The 14947-nt window shown below is 69.6% G+C and carries 15 protein-coding genes; 8 read left to right on the forward strand and 7 right to left on the reverse strand.

What is annotated here, in order from left to right; all coding sequences use genetic code 11:
• Window positions 1-691 precede the first annotated feature (691 nt).
• The gene (locus AB0F77_RS27450; RefSeq protein ID WP_361954113.1) at window positions 692-2113 is read left to right on the forward strand and encodes a DUF5010 domain-containing protein; all 1422 of its coding nucleotides are present in this window, start codon (window positions 692-694) and stop codon (window positions 2111-2113) included.
• Between the two features lie 58 nt (window positions 2114-2171).
• Here AB0F77_RS27450 and AB0F77_RS27455 read toward each other — a convergent pair whose 3' ends face one another.
• The 3 genes from AB0F77_RS27455 to AB0F77_RS27465 form a co-directional block, all read right to left on the reverse strand.
• Window positions 2172-2918: an SDR family oxidoreductase gene (locus AB0F77_RS27455; RefSeq protein ID WP_361954116.1), complete on the reverse strand. Its 747-nt coding sequence runs from the start codon at window positions 2916-2918 to the stop codon at window positions 2172-2174.
• A gap of 166 nt (window positions 2919-3084) precedes the next feature.
• Window positions 3085-3741 (reverse strand): NAD(P)H-dependent oxidoreductase, encoded by a 657-nt coding sequence (locus AB0F77_RS27460; protein WP_361954119.1) that lies wholly within the window; start codon window positions 3739-3741, stop codon window positions 3085-3087.
• A 100-nt stretch (window positions 3742-3841) separates the two neighbouring features.
• Window positions 3842-4564: a DsbA family oxidoreductase gene (locus AB0F77_RS27465; RefSeq protein WP_361954122.1), complete on the reverse strand. Its 723-nt coding sequence runs from the start codon at window positions 4562-4564 to the stop codon at window positions 3842-3844.
• A gap of 110 nt (window positions 4565-4674) precedes the next feature.
• Between AB0F77_RS27465 and AB0F77_RS27470 the strand changes: the two genes are divergently transcribed.
• Entirely contained in the window at window positions 4675-5112 is a 438-nt protein-coding gene (locus tag AB0F77_RS27470; protein ID WP_361954125.1) for a helix-turn-helix domain-containing protein, read from the forward strand.
• A gap of 16 nt (window positions 5113-5128) precedes the next feature.
• Here the strand turns inward: AB0F77_RS27470 and AB0F77_RS27475 are convergent, their stop codons facing one another.
• Complete coding sequence (locus tag AB0F77_RS27475) at window positions 5129-5527, reverse strand: VOC family protein (RefSeq protein ID WP_361954128.1); 399 nt, start codon at window positions 5525-5527, stop codon at window positions 5129-5131.
• Between the two features lie 92 nt (window positions 5528-5619).
• On the opposite strand from AB0F77_RS27475, the gene AB0F77_RS27480 reads away from it, so the two are divergent.
• The 5 genes from AB0F77_RS27480 to AB0F77_RS27500 all read left to right on the forward strand — a co-directional run bounded on the left by AB0F77_RS27480 (window position 5620) and on the right by AB0F77_RS27500 (window position 10328).
• On the forward strand, window positions 5620-6609 hold the full coding sequence (locus AB0F77_RS27480) for a YafY family protein (protein ID WP_361954131.1): 990 nt from the start codon (window positions 5620-5622) through the stop codon (window positions 6607-6609).
• A gap of 218 nt (window positions 6610-6827) precedes the next feature.
• Window positions 6828-7178 carry a FeoA family protein gene (locus AB0F77_RS27485; RefSeq protein WP_361954134.1) on the forward strand — a complete coding sequence of 117 codons (351 nt, stop codon included), beginning with the start codon at window positions 6828-6830 and terminating at the stop codon, window positions 7176-7178.
• Window positions 7175-9121 carry a ferrous iron transporter B gene (locus tag AB0F77_RS27490; protein ID WP_361954137.1) on the forward strand — a complete coding sequence of 649 codons (1947 nt, stop codon included), beginning with the start codon at window positions 7175-7177 and terminating at the stop codon, window positions 9119-9121. Before AB0F77_RS27485 ends, AB0F77_RS27490 begins: the two co-directional genes overlap by 4 nt.
• 351 nt (window positions 9122-9472) lie before the next feature.
• On the forward strand, window positions 9473-9667 hold the full coding sequence (locus AB0F77_RS27495; protein WP_361954257.1) for a NifU family protein: 195 nt from the start codon (window positions 9473-9475) through the stop codon (window positions 9665-9667).
• A gap of 229 nt (window positions 9668-9896) precedes the next feature.
• Window positions 9897-10328, forward strand: a complete 432-nt coding sequence (locus AB0F77_RS27500; RefSeq protein ID WP_361954140.1) for a putative zinc-binding protein — start codon at window positions 9897-9899, stop codon at window positions 10326-10328.
• A gap of 9 nt (window positions 10329-10337) precedes the next feature.
• On the opposite strand, the gene AB0F77_RS27505 is transcribed toward AB0F77_RS27500, so the two are convergent.
• From AB0F77_RS27505 to AB0F77_RS27515, 3 genes are read right to left on the reverse strand one after another with little or no spacing between them, the layout of a single operon-like run.
• Window positions 10338-11072 carry a helix-turn-helix domain-containing protein gene (locus AB0F77_RS27505; RefSeq protein ID WP_361954143.1) on the reverse strand — a complete coding sequence of 245 codons (735 nt, stop codon included), beginning with the start codon at window positions 11070-11072 and terminating at the stop codon, window positions 10338-10340.
• A gap of 24 nt (window positions 11073-11096) precedes the next feature.
• A complete protein-coding gene (locus AB0F77_RS27510) occupies window positions 11097-11480 on the reverse strand; it encodes a hypothetical protein (protein WP_361954146.1) in 384 nt (127 codons plus the stop codon).
• Complete coding sequence (locus AB0F77_RS27515) at window positions 11477-13831, reverse strand: cbb3-type cytochrome c oxidase subunit I (RefSeq protein WP_361954149.1); 2355 nt, start codon at window positions 13829-13831, stop codon at window positions 11477-11479. The genes AB0F77_RS27510 and AB0F77_RS27515 overlap by 4 nt, the downstream gene beginning before the upstream one ends.
• A 282-nt stretch (window positions 13832-14113) precedes the next feature.
• Between AB0F77_RS27515 and AB0F77_RS27520 the strand changes: the two genes are divergently transcribed.
• On the forward strand, window positions 14114-14836 hold the full coding sequence (locus AB0F77_RS27520; RefSeq protein WP_361954151.1) for an SDR family oxidoreductase: 723 nt from the start codon (window positions 14114-14116) through the stop codon (window positions 14834-14836).
• Window positions 14837-14947: the final 111 nt, after the last annotated feature.

Genomic DNA, 14947 nt, shown 5'->3' on the forward strand with positions numbered 1-14947 from the left:
TCTGCGTGTCGGTGGGCACACCTGTGAACCTCATGGGTCGCAGTCTGTCCGCACTGGTGAGCGCCAACCTGCCCTCCTTCCGTTACCATCCGACGCACTCGACCAGCTTCGAACCGACCTACGGATCGGCGGTTGGCGCGACGCATCCCGGCTCGAGAACTTTCTGAACCACCTCGGGCAGGACGCAAGTGCTCTTCCGCTGCACCGTCTGCGGCACCCACCTCGCCTACGACGACGCTTCATAGCCGCACCCAGCCAAGACGCTCCTTTCCCTGCAAGGAACCGCACCCAACGTCGGGTCAACAGGCGTAGCTGGTCTGAGGATCTGGTCGATCCGCTGGGCCGTGGTTTCCCGGAAGGGAGTATCGGACTCGGCCGGGCTGATCAGGTCGTTGAGGTTGTAGACCTTGCGACGGCATACGTGTGGTCCTCCGGCAGACAACGGGTTGATGGTGTGGAGGTCACTTGCGGCCCGTCGGGTTTCTCCACGACTCTGTCACGCAAACGTTTGAGTGACTTCGAGGGAAGAGGGACGGCGATGCGTCTTCGCGGCCGTACAGGCTTACGTGGCAGACGAGTTGGCTGGAGCAGCGGGATCCTCGCGCTCGCCCTTGTGGGCGGGTCCGGGCTCCAGACGGCGGGGGCGGCCACCACTACCGGGGGCGCCGCGCCCGCGGCCGAGCCGGCCGGGGTGGCGGCCGCACGAGGGCCGCTCGGCGTCACGTTCGGCTTCTCGGGGACCACGCTGAAGGGCGGCCCGTACAACAACCAGGGCAATGCGATCTACAACAAGCCGATGTTCCGGCCCGACGGCAACGAGGCCCACTTCTGGGACTCCTATGTCGAGGAGCTGAACACGGCGGGCGTGAGCTTCGTCGCCCCCACGATCCGCGGCCACATTCCGTCGAACCCGCAGAACGCCAACAGCGCGGGCGACACCACCAAGCTGGCCGACCTGGTCGCCGCGATCCGGCGGAGCGGCTCCGGGCTCAAGGTCAGCGCCCTCGACGACACCGCGGCCTCGCTGACCGACCACAAGAACCTCGACAAGCACGGCAAGGGCGGCTACGACCCCAAGTTCGACGTCGGCGACAAGAACGGCACGGGGGAGGGCGGCTACAAGTACATCTGGGACTACAACCTCCGTCACTACTTCGAGGCCGTCCCCGCGGACATGCGCCAGACCATCGACGGGCGCCCGGTCATCTACGAATGGTCGCTGGGTGACGCGATGTTCACCAACCAGGGCAACGGCAACGCCGCGGCCATGCTTCGCTATGTGAAGGACCGGGCCAAGGCCGAGTTCGGGGTCGACCCCTTCATGATCGTCGACACCGCCTGGCTGAACGAGGACCCGGCCGTCGCCGATGTGGCGGACGGCGTGGACAGCTGGTTCAACATGTCGCAGCCGTACACCATGGAGACCTTCAAGGGGAAGAAGTTCGCCGCCACCGTGCCGGGATTCCACTTCGCCAGTGGAAGCACCAACATGAACATCGACCCCGACCACGGCAACACCTTCAAGAAGAACCTGGCCGCCACGGTGGACGGGGGCGCCGCCATCACCTTGGTCGAGGGCTTCACCGACTGGGAGGAGAACGCGGCGATGTGGCGCGGCCGCAACGCCCCGTACGACCAGACGCACTACGACTACCCGGGCCAGATGCTCAACATCCTGCGCCAGTGCGGCCCGAACCCCTACCCGGCGCATCGCACCATCCAGGGTGAGACCGCCGACTCCTACGCCAAGAACGGTGCGGGCAACGGCAATCCGGTCTACCGGGACGACGGTCTGACGGTGGTGCGCACCGAGCCGAACAACGGGTGGGCCGTCGGCAGCACCGCCTCGGGTGACTGGGTGCAGTGGAACGAGGTTGCGCTGGGCGGTACTTCGGCCGACATCACGCTGCGGATGTCCACCGACCAGGCGGGCCGCCAGGTGAGGGTCGTCGTCGACGGCAAGGCGGGCCCGGTCACCGCGGTCCCCGCCGCCGGCTGGGAGAACTACCGGACCGTGAACGCCGGGCACTTCACCTTCACCCAGAACACCGTGCACACGGTGCGGGTGGAGTTCGTCAACGGCGGGCTGAACCTGGACAGCTGGAGCAGCTGACCCCCGCACGGACGGGTTGGGTGGCCCCCGCCTTCCGGCAGGAGCCACCCTTCGCGCCCTACCGCTGCCGGGCGAGCCAGTCGGCGAAGGCGATCTCGCCGATGCCGGCGTCGGGGCCCGGCAGGAGCGTGTCGTCGTGCAGTTCGGCACCCCAGTAGGTGGAGCTCGGGTCGGTGACGACCGTACGGGGGTCGTTCTGGGCGGCGAGCCCCGTACGAATGAACTCGTCGAGCTGGAACGCCTCAGGGCCCGCGACCTCCACCACCCCGTCGACCGGAGCACCGACCGCGGCGCGGCCGACGGCAGCGGCCACGTCGTCGGAGGCGATGGGCTGGATCCTCGCGGCGGGCACACGCACGGTGTCACCCTCGGTCATCCCGTCGGCGAGTCCCTTCGCGAACTCGAAGAACTGGGTGGCGTGGACGATGGAGTAGGGGGTGCCGGACGCCTTGATCAGCTCTTCCTGGGCCTGCTTGGCGCGGAAGTACCCGCTCTTCTGGAGGCGGTCGGTGCCGACCACGGACAGCGCCACGTGATGCCGTACACCGGCGGCGGCCTCCGCCTTCAGCAGATTGGTCGTGGAGGTGCGGAAGAACTCCCACACCGCCTCGTCGTCGAACGAGGGGGAGTTGGACACGTCGACCACGACCGACGCGCCCTCCAGGACCTCGGCCAGGCCCACACCGGTCAGGGTGTTCACACCGGTGTTGGGCGCGGCCGCGACCGCCTCGTGCCCGTGCTCGTTGAGCCTGGCGACGACCTTCGAGCCGATGAGCCCGGTCCCACCGATCACTACGACCTTCATGACGGATTCCCTTCCGAGGTGTTGTCTCCTCGGTGCCGTCCGCCCCGGCGGGGGAGCTGTTCATCGGCACCGATGCAAGCGAGCGGCCTGCACTGGATGAGACCGGACAGCCGCTCTGCTTGTGACACCGGATTCGGGAAGTCGTTCAGACCCGCACGTCCACGTGTCAGGCCCTTGCCCGGGCGGCCGTGATGCGGGCGAACTCCTCGGCCTGCCGGAGCGCCTGCGTGTGCGCCTCCTCCAGGGAGGACCGGTGCTGCGGCAGCAGGTGCCGGAGGGGTTCCGCGATGAGCGCGTAGGTCAGCTCGGGAGTGATGGTGCGGACGTCGAGGGCCATCAGGTTCGGATCGCCGAGGACGGTTTCCAGAGTGGGGACCAGGAAGTCCTTTCCGTGCTGGGGTGAGCCCGGGCCGTATCCGCCGCCACGGGCGGAGACGACGAGGGCGGGGCGGCCGGCGCTGGGCACGGAGCTGCCCAGGCCGATGGTCCTGCCGACGACCATGGTGTGGTCCAGCCACGCCTTGAAGACCGAGGGCATCGAGTAGTTGTAGAGCGGTACGGCGAAGAGGTAGGCGTCGGCACCGAGGAATTCCTCGACCAGCTCGTCCTGGAGGAGGGCCGCGGCCTTCTGCTCCGGGGTGTGCTCGCCGGGGTCCGTGGTGCGGGCGGTGATGCCGACGGCGTCCAGGTGGCCGACGGGGTCGAGTGCGAGGTCGCGGTGGACGACGGCGCCGCTCCACGCGTCGGTGAAGGAGTCGGCGACCTGGCGGGAGAAGGAGGAGTCGCCGGAGGCGGAGGCGTCGATGCGCAGCAGATAGGACATGGGACGGTGATCTTTCTTCCGGCGCGATGTTCGGGATGGTGTGCTGTCGGGACGGCGTGAAGTCCGGGACGGGTGAAGTCCGGGACGGAGCGGAATCGGGTCAGGAGGCCGCAGGCGGGGGTACGGCGCAGCTGTCCGGACCGCAGGCGCCGTCGGCTTCGGCGAGTACCCGCAGTGGCTGGGGATCGGGGTGGGTGCTCTCCCACGCCTTGGTCATCGTGGCGAGGAGTTCGTCGGTGCTGACGGCGCCCGGCACGGCGTAGGTGCGGCCGAGGGTGATGAACGGTGTGCCCCGGGCGCCGAGCCGCTGGGCCTCGTGCTGATCGGCGGCCACTCGGGTCCGGTAGCGCCGTGTGCGCAGCGCCTCGGCGGCCTCGGCGGGGTCCAGGCCGACGTCGGTGGCGAAGTCGAGGACCTCGTCCATGGTCCACAAGGCGCGGTTCTGCCCGAAATGGGCGCGGAACATCGCCGTCCACACCTCGCTTCCGCGCCCCTTGTCGGTGGCGAGGGCGAGCAGCTCGTGCGCGTGGTCGGTCGGGCCCATCGTCCGTTCCAGCGCGTGGTAGGGCTCCAGACCTTCCGCGCGGGCGGCGCTCTCGATGGGGGCGAAGATCTGCTCTCCCTTCGATGCGGGGATGTTGTGCATCTCCAGCAGCCGCCGCTGGGTGACACCGGTGCGCGGCAGGTCGGGGTGGAGCTGGAAGGAGCGGTGGACGACCTGGACCTCGTCGGCGTGCTCGAAACGCTCCAGCGCCAGCCGGAGCCGGTGGTCCATCAAGCCGCAGTACGGGCAGATGATGTCCGACCAGAACTCGATTTTCACGGGTGGCCTCTCTCGAAACTCACTATCTGTTCGTAGCCACACTGTGCATTAGACTCACAAGCGATACAAAAGGCACATCCATGTGTGTGGATCGCGAGAGAGGGGCGGGTGTGAGCGCCGGCAAGGAGCTCCGACAGGGGCGTACGAACGTACGGGCGAACGTCCGGCAGGCCCCCGGGCCGTGCGCCCACTGGGCGGACGAGGACGCCGACTTCATCCGCGAGATCCTCGACCTGGTCGGGGACAAGTGGAGCGTGCTGATCGTCGGCACCCTGTCCGACGGCCCCGTGCGCTACTCCGACCTCGCCCACGCCATCCCGGGCATTTCCCAGCGGATGCTGACCCTCACCCTCAAGCAGCTCTGCCGTAGCGGGCTGGTCGAGCGGACCGCGTACGCGGAGGTCCCGCCCCGCGTCGAGTACTCCTTGACCGCGCTCGGCACGTCCCTGTTGACCACCGTGCTGGAACTGGCGGCCTGGTCCGCCGACCGGCACGAGGAGATCCGCAGCCACCAGCGCACGTACGACGCCGCCGCCGACCTCAAGTGAGCGGAGGTGCGTGACGTCAGCGTGCGAACTTCACTATGGCCGCCGGGGTGACGGGCGTGAAGAAGTTGACGAGGTTGCCGTCGGGGTCGCGGAACAACAGCGACCGGTTGCCCCAGGGCATCGTGGTGGGCTCGGTGACGAAGTCCGTGACGAAACCGGTCAGGTCCCGGTGCACACGGTCCACGTCGTCCACGAGGAACTCGGTGATCACACTGTGGTTGTCCGCCGGGCGGGCGGAGCCCGGGGCGAACAGCGGGACGGTGCGGGTGCCGGCGATCGCGAGGGTCGCGCCCGCGGTCCTGAGCTCGGCGAAGTCCTCGGTGGCCCATGTCGCCCGCGCCCCCGTGGCGCGCTCGTAGAACGCGACGAGACGCGCCACGTCGCTGGTGATGATGCGGATGGAAACGAAGTCCATGGGATCTCCCTGGCTGTGCTGAAGGCGTGCGCTCCGCAGGCTAGGAGAAATAGCGGACAGAATAGGTCCGGTATCCGCCTTAGATTGTGCACATGTCTCGACCCACCGGCCGCGTGCTGACACTCCTGGAACTGCTGCAATCGGGCGGCACCCGGACCGTGGCCGAACTCGCCGACCGGCTCGGCGTCGAAGGGCGCACCGTGCGGCGGTACGTCGACCAGTTGATCGACCTGGACGTGCCCGTGGAATCGGTGCGCGGCCGCTACGGCGGTTACCGGCTCGCCCCCGGGTACCGCCTGCCGCCGCTCATGCTCAGCGACGACGAGGCGCTTGCCGTGCTGCTCGGCCTGGTCGCCGGCCGCCGAGCAGGTTTGACGACGGCGGAGCGCACGGCGAACGAGACGGCGTCGGCGAAGATCCGGCGGGTGCTGCCCAAGCACATCGCCCGTCGGCTCGACACACTCATGGAGGCCCTTGCCTTCACGGACCGGCCCGGCGAGTTCGACACCCCGGACGCCGGGGTCCTGCTGGCCGTCGCCGATGCGGTGCGCCACCGTCGACCGGTCCTGATCCGCTACACCGACCGCGACGGACGGCGCAGCGAACGCACGCTGCACGCGTTCGGGATCGTCGCCCATGCGGGCCGGTGGTACGTCACGGGCGCGGACCCCGAGATCGGCGAGGACCGGACCTTCCGGCTCGATCGCATCGCGGACGCGAGGGCGCTGCCCGGCTCCTTCGAGGTGCCCGCGGGCCCCGGTCCGGCACAGCGCCTGTTGTCGGGATTCGCCACGGCCGAGTACCGGCATGAGGTGGTCCTGCGGATCCACGGGACGGTCGAGCAGATCCGCGCCCGCCTGCCCGCCGGCATCGCGACCCTGGAGGAGTACGAGCCCGCGGCAGGCCGGGAGAGGGCGGCCGAGCGCTGGATGCGCGTCGAACTACGGGCGCAGCGGCTCGACTGGTTGCCTCCCGTACTCGCCTCACTCGACCGGCCGTTTGTCATCGAACGCCCCGATGAACTGCGCGACGCCGTCACCGCGCTCGCCGACCGCCTCGCGTCCTACGCCCGCCAAGCCTGACGGCGAGGAATCGAAGGCAGGTGCTGTGTATCCGGCTTGAACGCCGCTCGTGCCGCCGCCTCCCAACAGCAGGCTGCCTCGGGGCTGTGCGGCCCCGATGGGTGGGGTCGGAAGGCCCAGGCGTACGGGCCGAACAACCCCAGCTCGACTCATAAGGTGAGCCTAGCCTTACTAACACTTGGGGTGGGGTTTGCCCGCTCCATGCGTGGGAGGGACGAATGAGCAGCGCTGAAGGGGAATCCGGCAAGCCCGTCGGACAGGGGGCCGCCGTCGTCCAGGCCGCCCCGCGTACTCTCGCCGACCTGGCACCTGGTGCTCGCGCCGAGGTCGCGGCCGTCATCGCCGACGGCGTACCTGAAGTGGCGCGCCGGTTGGGCGACTTGGGGTTCACGCCCGGGACGCCCGTGGAGGTGGTGTGCCGGGCACCGCTGCGCGACCCGGTCATCTACCGGGTGCGGGACTACGAGGTGTGCCTGCGTCGGGAGCAGGCCGTGTCTGTGCACGTCGTAGAGGAGACCGTCGTAGAGGAGACCGGCGCAGGAGAGACCGGCGCAGAGGAGAAGCGGTGAGCGCGGGCTGCCACGAGGGCGGTGGCCGGGACGCGTCACGGACCGGGGCGCCGCGGATCGCTTTGGTGGGCAGTCCCAACTCGGGCAAGAGCAGCGTGTTCAACGGTCTGACGGGGCTGGGTGCCAAGACCGGCAACTATCCCGGGGTGACCGTGTCCCAGTCCATCGGCGTCTGCCGGTCCGGCGGGCACAGGTATGTGGTCGAGGACCTGCCGGGGACCTACGGACTGGAACCCATCAGCCCGGACGAGCGCATCGCGGTCGATGTGCTGGACGGCCGACTGGAGGGGGCGGAGCGGCCCGACGCACTGCTCGCCGTCGTGGACGCCACCACGCTACGGCGGTCGCTGGGGCTCCTCGCGCAGATCCTGGCCCGTGGGCTGCCGACCTGTGTGGTGGCGACGTTCACCGACGAACTGGCCCGTCGTCAGGGCCGATTGGACGTCGACGCGTTGGCCCGGGCACTCGGCGTGCCGGTGCTGTCCGTGGTCGGGCACCGAGGATACGGCGTCACACAGTTGCGCGAGCAGCTTGCCACGTGGAGTTCCTGGCCGGTTCCGGTTCTCGCACCGCCCTCCGAGCCGGGCGAGCGGGACGCCTGGGCCGAGTCCGTCCTGGCGTTCGCCGACTACCGGCCACCGGAGCGCCACCGGACCACGCAGCGCGTGGACGCGGTGCTGCTGCATCCGCTGTGGGGGACGGTGGTCTTCTTCGCGGTGATGGTGCTGTTCTTCCAAACTGTGTTCACCCTGGCCGCACCGTTGCAGGACGGGGTGGAGTCGCTGTTCGCACGGCTGTCGGGCCAGGTGGACGCGCATGTCGGCAACCCCTGGTTGTCCGGGCTCCTGGGCGACGCCCTCATCGGCGGGGTGGGCGGCGTGCTGGTCTTCGTACCGCAGATCGTGCTGCTGTTCCTGCTCCTGGCCCTGCTCGAGGGCGTGGGCTACATGGCGCGGGCGGCGTTCCTGATGGACCGGGTGATGGCGCGCTTCGGGCTGGAGGGCCGGGCTTTCGTCGCGCTGTTGTCGTCGTTCGCCTGCGCGATCCCCGGCATCATGGCCACCCGTACGCTGCCTTCGGCCAGGGACCGCCTCGCCACGATGATGGCCGCCCCGCTGATGACCTGCTCGGCGCGACTGCCGGTGTACGTCCTGCTCATCGGGCTGCTGGTCGATCCGGCGGTCAGGATCGGGCCGTTCGGCGCGCAGGGCCTGGTCATGTTCGGCCTGTACCTGCTCGGTGCCGTCTCCGCGCTGGCGGCCGCCTGGGTGTTCAAGAGATTCGGGGACCGCGACGGCCGCGCGGTGCCGTTCTACATGGAGATGCCGCCCTATCGGCTGCCCGCCGCACGCGCGGTGCTGGTGGCGATGTGGTCCTCGGCACGTTCGTTCCTGCGTAAGTGCTCAACGGTCATCGTGGCCACCAGCGTCGTCCTGTGGTTGCTGTTGAACCTGCCGGTGCACTCTGCCGCGCAGGCGTGTGCGGCAGGCGTCGATCCCGCGGACTCGGTCGCCGTGTCCGCCTGCACCGTCGACCACAGCTATGCGGCAGGGCTGGGCCGGCTGGTCGCCCCCGTCTTCGACCCCCTGGGCTTCGACTGGCGCGTCAACGTCGGTGTGCTGTCCGCCCAGTCCGCCCGGGAGACCTTCGTCGCCACCCTCGGACAGGTCGCCGCCCAGGATTCCGACGACCCGGCGCGAGCGCTGCGGGACATGACCTACTCCGACGGGCCCCGCGCCGGCGAGGCGGTGTTCACCGCGCCGACCATCGCGGCACTGCTGGTCTACTTCGTCTACGCGCTCCAGTGCATGGCCACCGTGGCCGTCCTGCGCCGGGAGACCGGCACCTGGAAATGGCCGGCGACGGCATTCGTCTGTCTGACGGCACTGGCCTGGCTGATGGCCTATCTGGCCCGGACACTCGTCATCGTGCTGGGCGGGTGAGCGGAGCCGATGATCCCCCTGCATCCCCAGGCGGTGCCGGGCCGGTCCGACCGGCTGCGCTGGATCGTCCCCGCGGGCATCCTCACCGGTACCGGCCCCTTCGCGCAGGTGCCCGCACCGCTGGCCACGCTGCTGGACGACGGCACGCTCGCCCGGGTCATGACGGAGTCCGGCACGGTCGTCACCTGTCTCGGTGCGGACCGCCGTTGGTCCCAGGAGGGTGCGCGGGTCCGTACCGCGCTGCACCTCGCCCTCGATGACCCGGCGGGATGGGTCCGGGCCACCGACGCGGGTGATGGCCACGACGACACGGCGCTGTACACCGCGGCCCGGGAAGTCCTCGCAGGACCGGTGGGCGACCTCGCACGGTCCCACGGTGGCACCATCGAGCTCGTCGACGTGTGTGACGGCGTCGTCAGTGTCCGCCTCCGCGGTGCCTGTCACGGCTGCCCCGCCGCCTGGTTCACGTTGCACCAGCGCCTGGAACGGCTCCTGCGCCGATGCCATCCGGGTCCCCTGGAAGTACGGAACGTCGGCTCGCTGTGAGGTGATTGAGTGAGCCGACCCTCGTCAACGACGGGACGAGCAAGGCGGGGACGCCCTTCCCGTGCCGGAGCGGGTGCCGAACGGCCTTGGCGGGCACCGCCGTTCGGCCCTTCCTCCCGTCAACTGCCCGGCCTAGCCTCGCGGGGTGCGTACCGTTCCGTGCGGTGCGCGGCCGCCGTGCGCCGGATCGTGCACGGGCGACCCCTGCCGTCGTGAGCGAGGCCCCTTGGTGAAACGCCGCCGTGATCTGCCGCTTGTCTACTCCTGCTCGGGCTGTTCGAGCGCGGCCCAGATGACCAACTGGATCGCCGTCCAGCTCGACCGGCGTGGCATCGCGGAGATGTCGTGCATCGCCGGTGTCGGAGGGGATGTGCCGAGCCTCGTCCGCAAGGCCCGCAGCGACCGTCCGATCGTCGCCGTCGACGGATGTGTGCTCCAGTGCGCCCGCAACTGCCTTGCCCGGCACGGCGTGACGCCCACCGTGCACCATCTCCTCAGCGACGACGGAGTGCGCAAGCGGCTGGGGGAGGACTTCGATCCGGAGCAGGCGGAGCGGGTGCTCGACGGGCTGATGGCCCGGATCGCGGAGGAGACCTCCGGCTGTCGGCTTGCTCAGGACAGCGGTGCCGGTGGTGGGACGGACGGTGCGGAACCGGCCTGAGGCCGGACTTCAGGCCGCGTCGGTGCGCCGTAGGGTCGCCACGCACAGGTGCGGCGTGACGAAGGGCTGGAGACTCTCCGCGGTGAGCGGGGCCCGAAGCGTCTCGACCGTGCCCTGCATCAGACCGAGGTGGATCGCGCAGACGATGTCGGGGCGGCGCTGGGCCACTTCGCGGAACGGGCAGTGATGCAGGCGGAGCCGCCGGTCGGCGCTCCGGACCGGCGTGCCTTCCTCGCCGGGGCCGTCCGCGTCAGCCGCCGTCTCCGTCTCCGTGACGAAGCCGATGTCCTCCAGGACCGCCACCAGTCGGCGTTCCCCGTCCTCCGCGCTGACGCGCTCGGTGGGGGCGGGTGCGTCGGTCAGGTAGGAGCCCCATGAACGACCGGCCCGGGTGGCGGCGTCCACCGGATCCTCCACCGAGGTGGAGACGACGCCGAGGAGGATGTCGGAGAGCAGACGGAAACTGCGGGAGCCGTCCGGTCCGTCACCCGCGACGGCCGAGTAGACCACCTTCGGCCGCCCCGGCTCGTCACGTGGTGCGGTGCCCCGGGTCACCATGCCGTCGGCGACCAGTGCGTCCAGGTGGAAGCGGGCGGTGTTGAGGTGGACACCGACACGCTCGGCCACGTCGGCCACGCTCACCGGGCCGTCCGTCTCGCGCAGTACTTGCAGGACGGCGGTGCGCCGTCCCCGCTGTGCCGGAGCGCCGGTGCCGGGGTCGGTGAGCTGTGGTCGTGGTGCCATGCGAGGATGATACAGGCATAGGGGTTAGAAACAGGAACTTCTGTTTCTAACCTCTGCGTGGCGCAGCCTGCGGCCCAGCAGGGCGAGGAGTGCCCCGTGCGGGACGGACACCACCACGAGGAGCGCGACTTCCGCCGGTGCGTGGTGGCGGATCGTCTCCGCGCCCGCCAGTACGACGGCGACCACGGAGACGGACAGTGAGACGGCCCGGTGGAAGCGGTGCACCTCCGAGTGCGGCCAGTCGTCGGGGCCGACGGGCTCCGGAGTCTCCTGGATCGACCGGTGGTATCCGGTGAAGACGCGGGACTCCCAGGCGCCGGTGCCTCTGCGGCCATGGACATCCAGGCCGATCACGACCAGCAGGAGCACCGCCACGTACCCGGCGGCGAGCAGTGTCTCCGCGCTCATGGGGCCGCTGCCTCGGTGGTCGGCGGCTCGGTGGTCGGCGGCTCGGGGGACGGGCCGGTCGGCGTGGCCCCGGTCTCCGATACGTCGGGTCCCACCTCGGTGAACAGCAGACTCGGTTCGGCGTCCTCCGGCTGCCTGGTCCGGCCGCCGCTCTGGCGCACGCCCAGCCAGGTCATCCACAGGAGCGGCAGTACGCCGCCGACCAGGAACACCACGTCTCCGGGCATGCGCAGCCACTCCAGGAACACATGGGTGTCGCCCTGGAGATAGCCGAGGCTGCGGGCGTCCGCGTAACCGCTCTCGACCACCTTGTACAACTGCAGTGCGCCACTGGGCAGCAGGGTTGCGAACGACATCCACGCCAGACCGAGGTTGAGCGACCAGAAGGCCAGCCGGGGCCAGCGGTCGGACCACTTGTCCTCGGGGATCAGGTAGCGCAGTGCGAACACCGCGAAGCCGACCGCCAGCATGCCGTAGACGCCCATCATCGCGGCGTGCGCGTGGTTGGCCGTCAGACCGGTGCCCATTTCGTAGTACGAGACGGCCGGCAGGTTGACCAGGAAGCCGAACACGCCGGCCCCCAGGAAGTTCCAGAAGCCGACCGCGGCCAGGAACATCACGGCCCAGCGGTGCGGGAACGGTGTGCTCGACGGGCTGTGCCGACGGGCGCCGATCTGGAGGAAGCTCCACGCCTCGACGGTGAGGAAGAGCAGGGGCACCACTTCGAGGGCGGAGAACGTCGCGCCCAGTGCCAGGTGTTCGGCGGGCTCACCCGAGAAGTACAGGTGGTGCATGGTGCCGATCACACCGCCCGCGCCGTACAGCACGATGTCGAGGAAGATCACGGACAGTGCCACCCGTTCGCGGACGACGCCCAGGAGGACGAAGAGGTAGGCGACGGTCGCGGTGGTGAAGAGCTCCATGAAGTCCTCGACCCACAGGTGCACCACGATGAAGCGCCAGAAGTCGGCGGCGGTGAACTGCGTGTCGGGGCCGGCCAGGAGGCCGACGGCGTAGAACGCGGGCAGTGCGAGCGCGGCCAGGAAGAACAGCCACGGCATGTTCGCGACGCTCTCCCGACGCAGTCTGCGGCGCAGTCCGCGGAAGAGGATCACGACCCAGAGCACCATCCCGGCGGTCAGCAGGACCTGCCACAGCCGGCCGAGGTCCAGATACTCCCAGCCCTGGTTGCCCAGCACGCTCCACAAGTTGCCGAGCCGGCCACGCTGACCGGCCAGTTCGCCCAGCAGGCTGCCGACGACCACGACGACCACGACGACCAGCGCGCCGAGCAGGATCCTGCTGAGCAGTGCCTGCCTGCGCGGCTCCCAACCCCGGGCGATCAGCGGGGTGATGAAGATGCCGATGGCCAGGAACGAGGTGACCACCCAGAAGATCGCCAGCTGGGTGTGCCAGGTGCGGGCCAGGTTGTAGGGCAACCAGTGGTCGAGCGGGATGCCGAAGAAACTGCCGAGGTCGGCCCGGTAGTGCTGGGCGGCCGCTCCCAACAGCGCCTGGGCCAGGAACAGTCCGGCCATCACCAGGAAGAACCAGGCGGTGCTGCGCTGTGCCGGGGTGAGCCGGACGCTGTCGGGGGAGTGGAAGCGCAGTTCCCGGTGGTCACGTTGGTGCCAGCCGAGGAAGTTCCAGCGCCCGAACGCGGCGAACAGCGCGCCGGTCCCCGCCAGTAGAAAGACCAGCGACAGGACGCTCCAGGTCACGGTGTGGCCGGTCGGCCTGTTGCCGACCAGGGGCTCCGACGGCCAGTTGTTGGTGTACGAGTAGTCGTGACCGGGACGTTCGGCCGCCGCGGTCCACGCCGTCCAGCCGAAGTAGGCCGTGACGTCGTGGATTTCGCCCGGATCGGTGATCGCGTCCGGCCTGAGGCCCCGCTTTCCGTCGGGCCGACCGAGCGTGTCGGCGTAGTGCTCCGTCAGCTTCGTGAACGCTGCGGCCTGCGCCTCGCTCCAGACCAGGGTCTTGGTGCTGTCGTCGTAGCGGTTGGTGCGGTAGTCCTTCACCGTCCGGCCCGCGGCGTCACCCGAGTTGGCGCCACCGTAGTACTCGCGCACCATCGTGGCACTGCGGTTGAGGTAGTCGGCGGTGAAGTCCGGTCCCAGGTAGGCGCCGTGGCCGTAGATCGAGCCGTACTGCATCAGGCCGGTGCGCAGGAACACCTTCTGGCCGTCACGGACGTCGTCACCGGTGAAGACCAGGCCGCCGTCGGCCGTGACCGTGCGGTCGGGGATGGGGGGCTGGGCCTGGTAGGTCCGGATCGCCAGGAAACCGAGGACGCAGAATCCGCCGAGCGTGACGAGGATCGCCGCCTGGACCCATCCGCGGGCGATCATTCGCGCGGCCTTCGGCGGGGACGCCCCCGCTGTCGGTGATGCTCCCATGTGCCATGCCCTTCTCGGGATCGGACGCCCAATGGAGTGGGGTCTCGCCTTGAGGAAGAGTAGTACCAATCAAGTCCTGTATTTAACAGAAGAGATTGTGTAAATGAGCCACGGGCTTGCGGCTTGCGGCGGGAGCACCTGGCGCGGCCGTCGGGACGGCTCATACCCTGCGGACATCACCGACGACGGAAAGGGTTTTGGACGGGGACCCGAGCCCCGACAGATCCTGGAGGCATGACAGTTTCAGCCAACTCCCGTGTTGTCCTCATCGGTGCCACCAGCGGGATCGGCCTGGCCACCGCGCGCCGCGCCGCCGAAGCCGGTGCCTCCGTGACCATCGCCTCGCGCCGCCCCGAGTCCGTCGAGCGCGCCTTGGGTCAGCTCCCGGCCGGTGTCGTCGGCCGCGCGGTCGACGCCAGTTCCAGCGAGGCGGTCGCCACTTTCTTCGACGAGGTCGGCCAGTTCGACCACTTCGCCTACACCGCCGCGGAGAACCTCACCGGATTCCCGCTGGCCGACTACACCGTCGAGAGCGCCCAGCAGTTCTTCGCGCTGCGCTTCTTCCACATGCTCGACGCCGTCCGCCTCGCCGTCCCGCACCTCACCCCGAACGGCTCCATCACCCTCATGAGCGGAACGGCCGCGTTCAAGGGCGGCACCGGCTGGACCCTCGGCACGGCCGTCTCCGGCGCCGTCGTCTCCGTCGCCCGCAGCCTCGCCGTCGAGCTCGCTCCGCTGCGCGTCAACGTCGTCGCCCCCGGTGTCGTGCGCTCGCCGCTGTGGTCCCAGATGAGTGAGGCCGACCGCGAGGGCATGTACGCCGGTCTGTCCTCCTCGCTCCCGCTGCGCCGGGTCGGGGAGCCCGAGGACGTCGCCAAGGCGTTCCTCGCGCTGATGGACCAGGACTATGTGACCGGAACCGTCTCGGTGGTCGACGGGGGCACGCTCGTCGCCTGATCGCTCGGGCGCGACGACCGTAGGTCGGGTGTACCTCTCCGATCGAGACCGTCGAGGTGCCGGAGGCGGCGCAGGCCAACAGCCCCGCGCCGCCGAACACGGCATCCGTAC

Origin of the sequence: Streptomyces sp. NPDC026672, from assembly GCF_040638185.1 — a bacterium.
In the GTDB taxonomy this organism is placed as follows: domain Bacteria; phylum Actinomycetota; class Actinomycetes; order Streptomycetales; family Streptomycetaceae; genus Streptomyces.

What these genes read in the sequence shown, in the direction of transcription:
- AB0F77_RS27455 (WP_361954116.1), bottom strand. Translation starts at nt 2,918, where the DNA reads ATGAAGGTCGTAGTGATCGGTGGGACCGGGCTCATCGGCTCGAAGGTC.
- AB0F77_RS27460 (WP_361954119.1), bottom strand. Translation starts at nt 3,741, where the DNA reads ATGTCCTATCTGCTGCGCATCGACGCCTCCGCCTCCGGCGACTCCTCC.
- AB0F77_RS27475 (WP_361954128.1), bottom strand. Translation starts at nt 5,527, where the DNA reads ATGGACTTCGTTTCCATCCGCATCATCACCAGCGACGTGGCGCGTCTC.
- AB0F77_RS27480 (WP_361954131.1), top strand. Translation starts at nt 5,620, where the DNA reads ATGTCTCGACCCACCGGCCGCGTGCTGACACTCCTGGAACTGCTGCAA.
- AB0F77_RS27485 (WP_361954134.1), top strand. Translation starts at nt 6,828, where the DNA reads ATGAGCAGCGCTGAAGGGGAATCCGGCAAGCCCGTCGGACAGGGGGCC.
- AB0F77_RS27505 (WP_361954143.1), bottom strand. Translation starts at nt 11,072, where the DNA reads ATGGCACCACGACCACAGCTCACCGACCCCGGCACCGGCGCTCCGGCA.
- AB0F77_RS27510 (WP_361954146.1), bottom strand. Translation starts at nt 11,480, where the DNA reads ATGAGCGCGGAGACACTGCTCGCCGCCGGGTACGTGGCGGTGCTCCTG.
- AB0F77_RS27515 (WP_361954149.1), bottom strand. Translation starts at nt 13,831, where the DNA reads ATGATCGCCCGCGGATGGGTCCAGGCGGCGATCCTCGTCACGCTCGGC.
- AB0F77_RS27520 (WP_361954151.1), top strand. Translation starts at nt 14,114, where the DNA reads ATGACAGTTTCAGCCAACTCCCGTGTTGTCCTCATCGGTGCCACCAGC.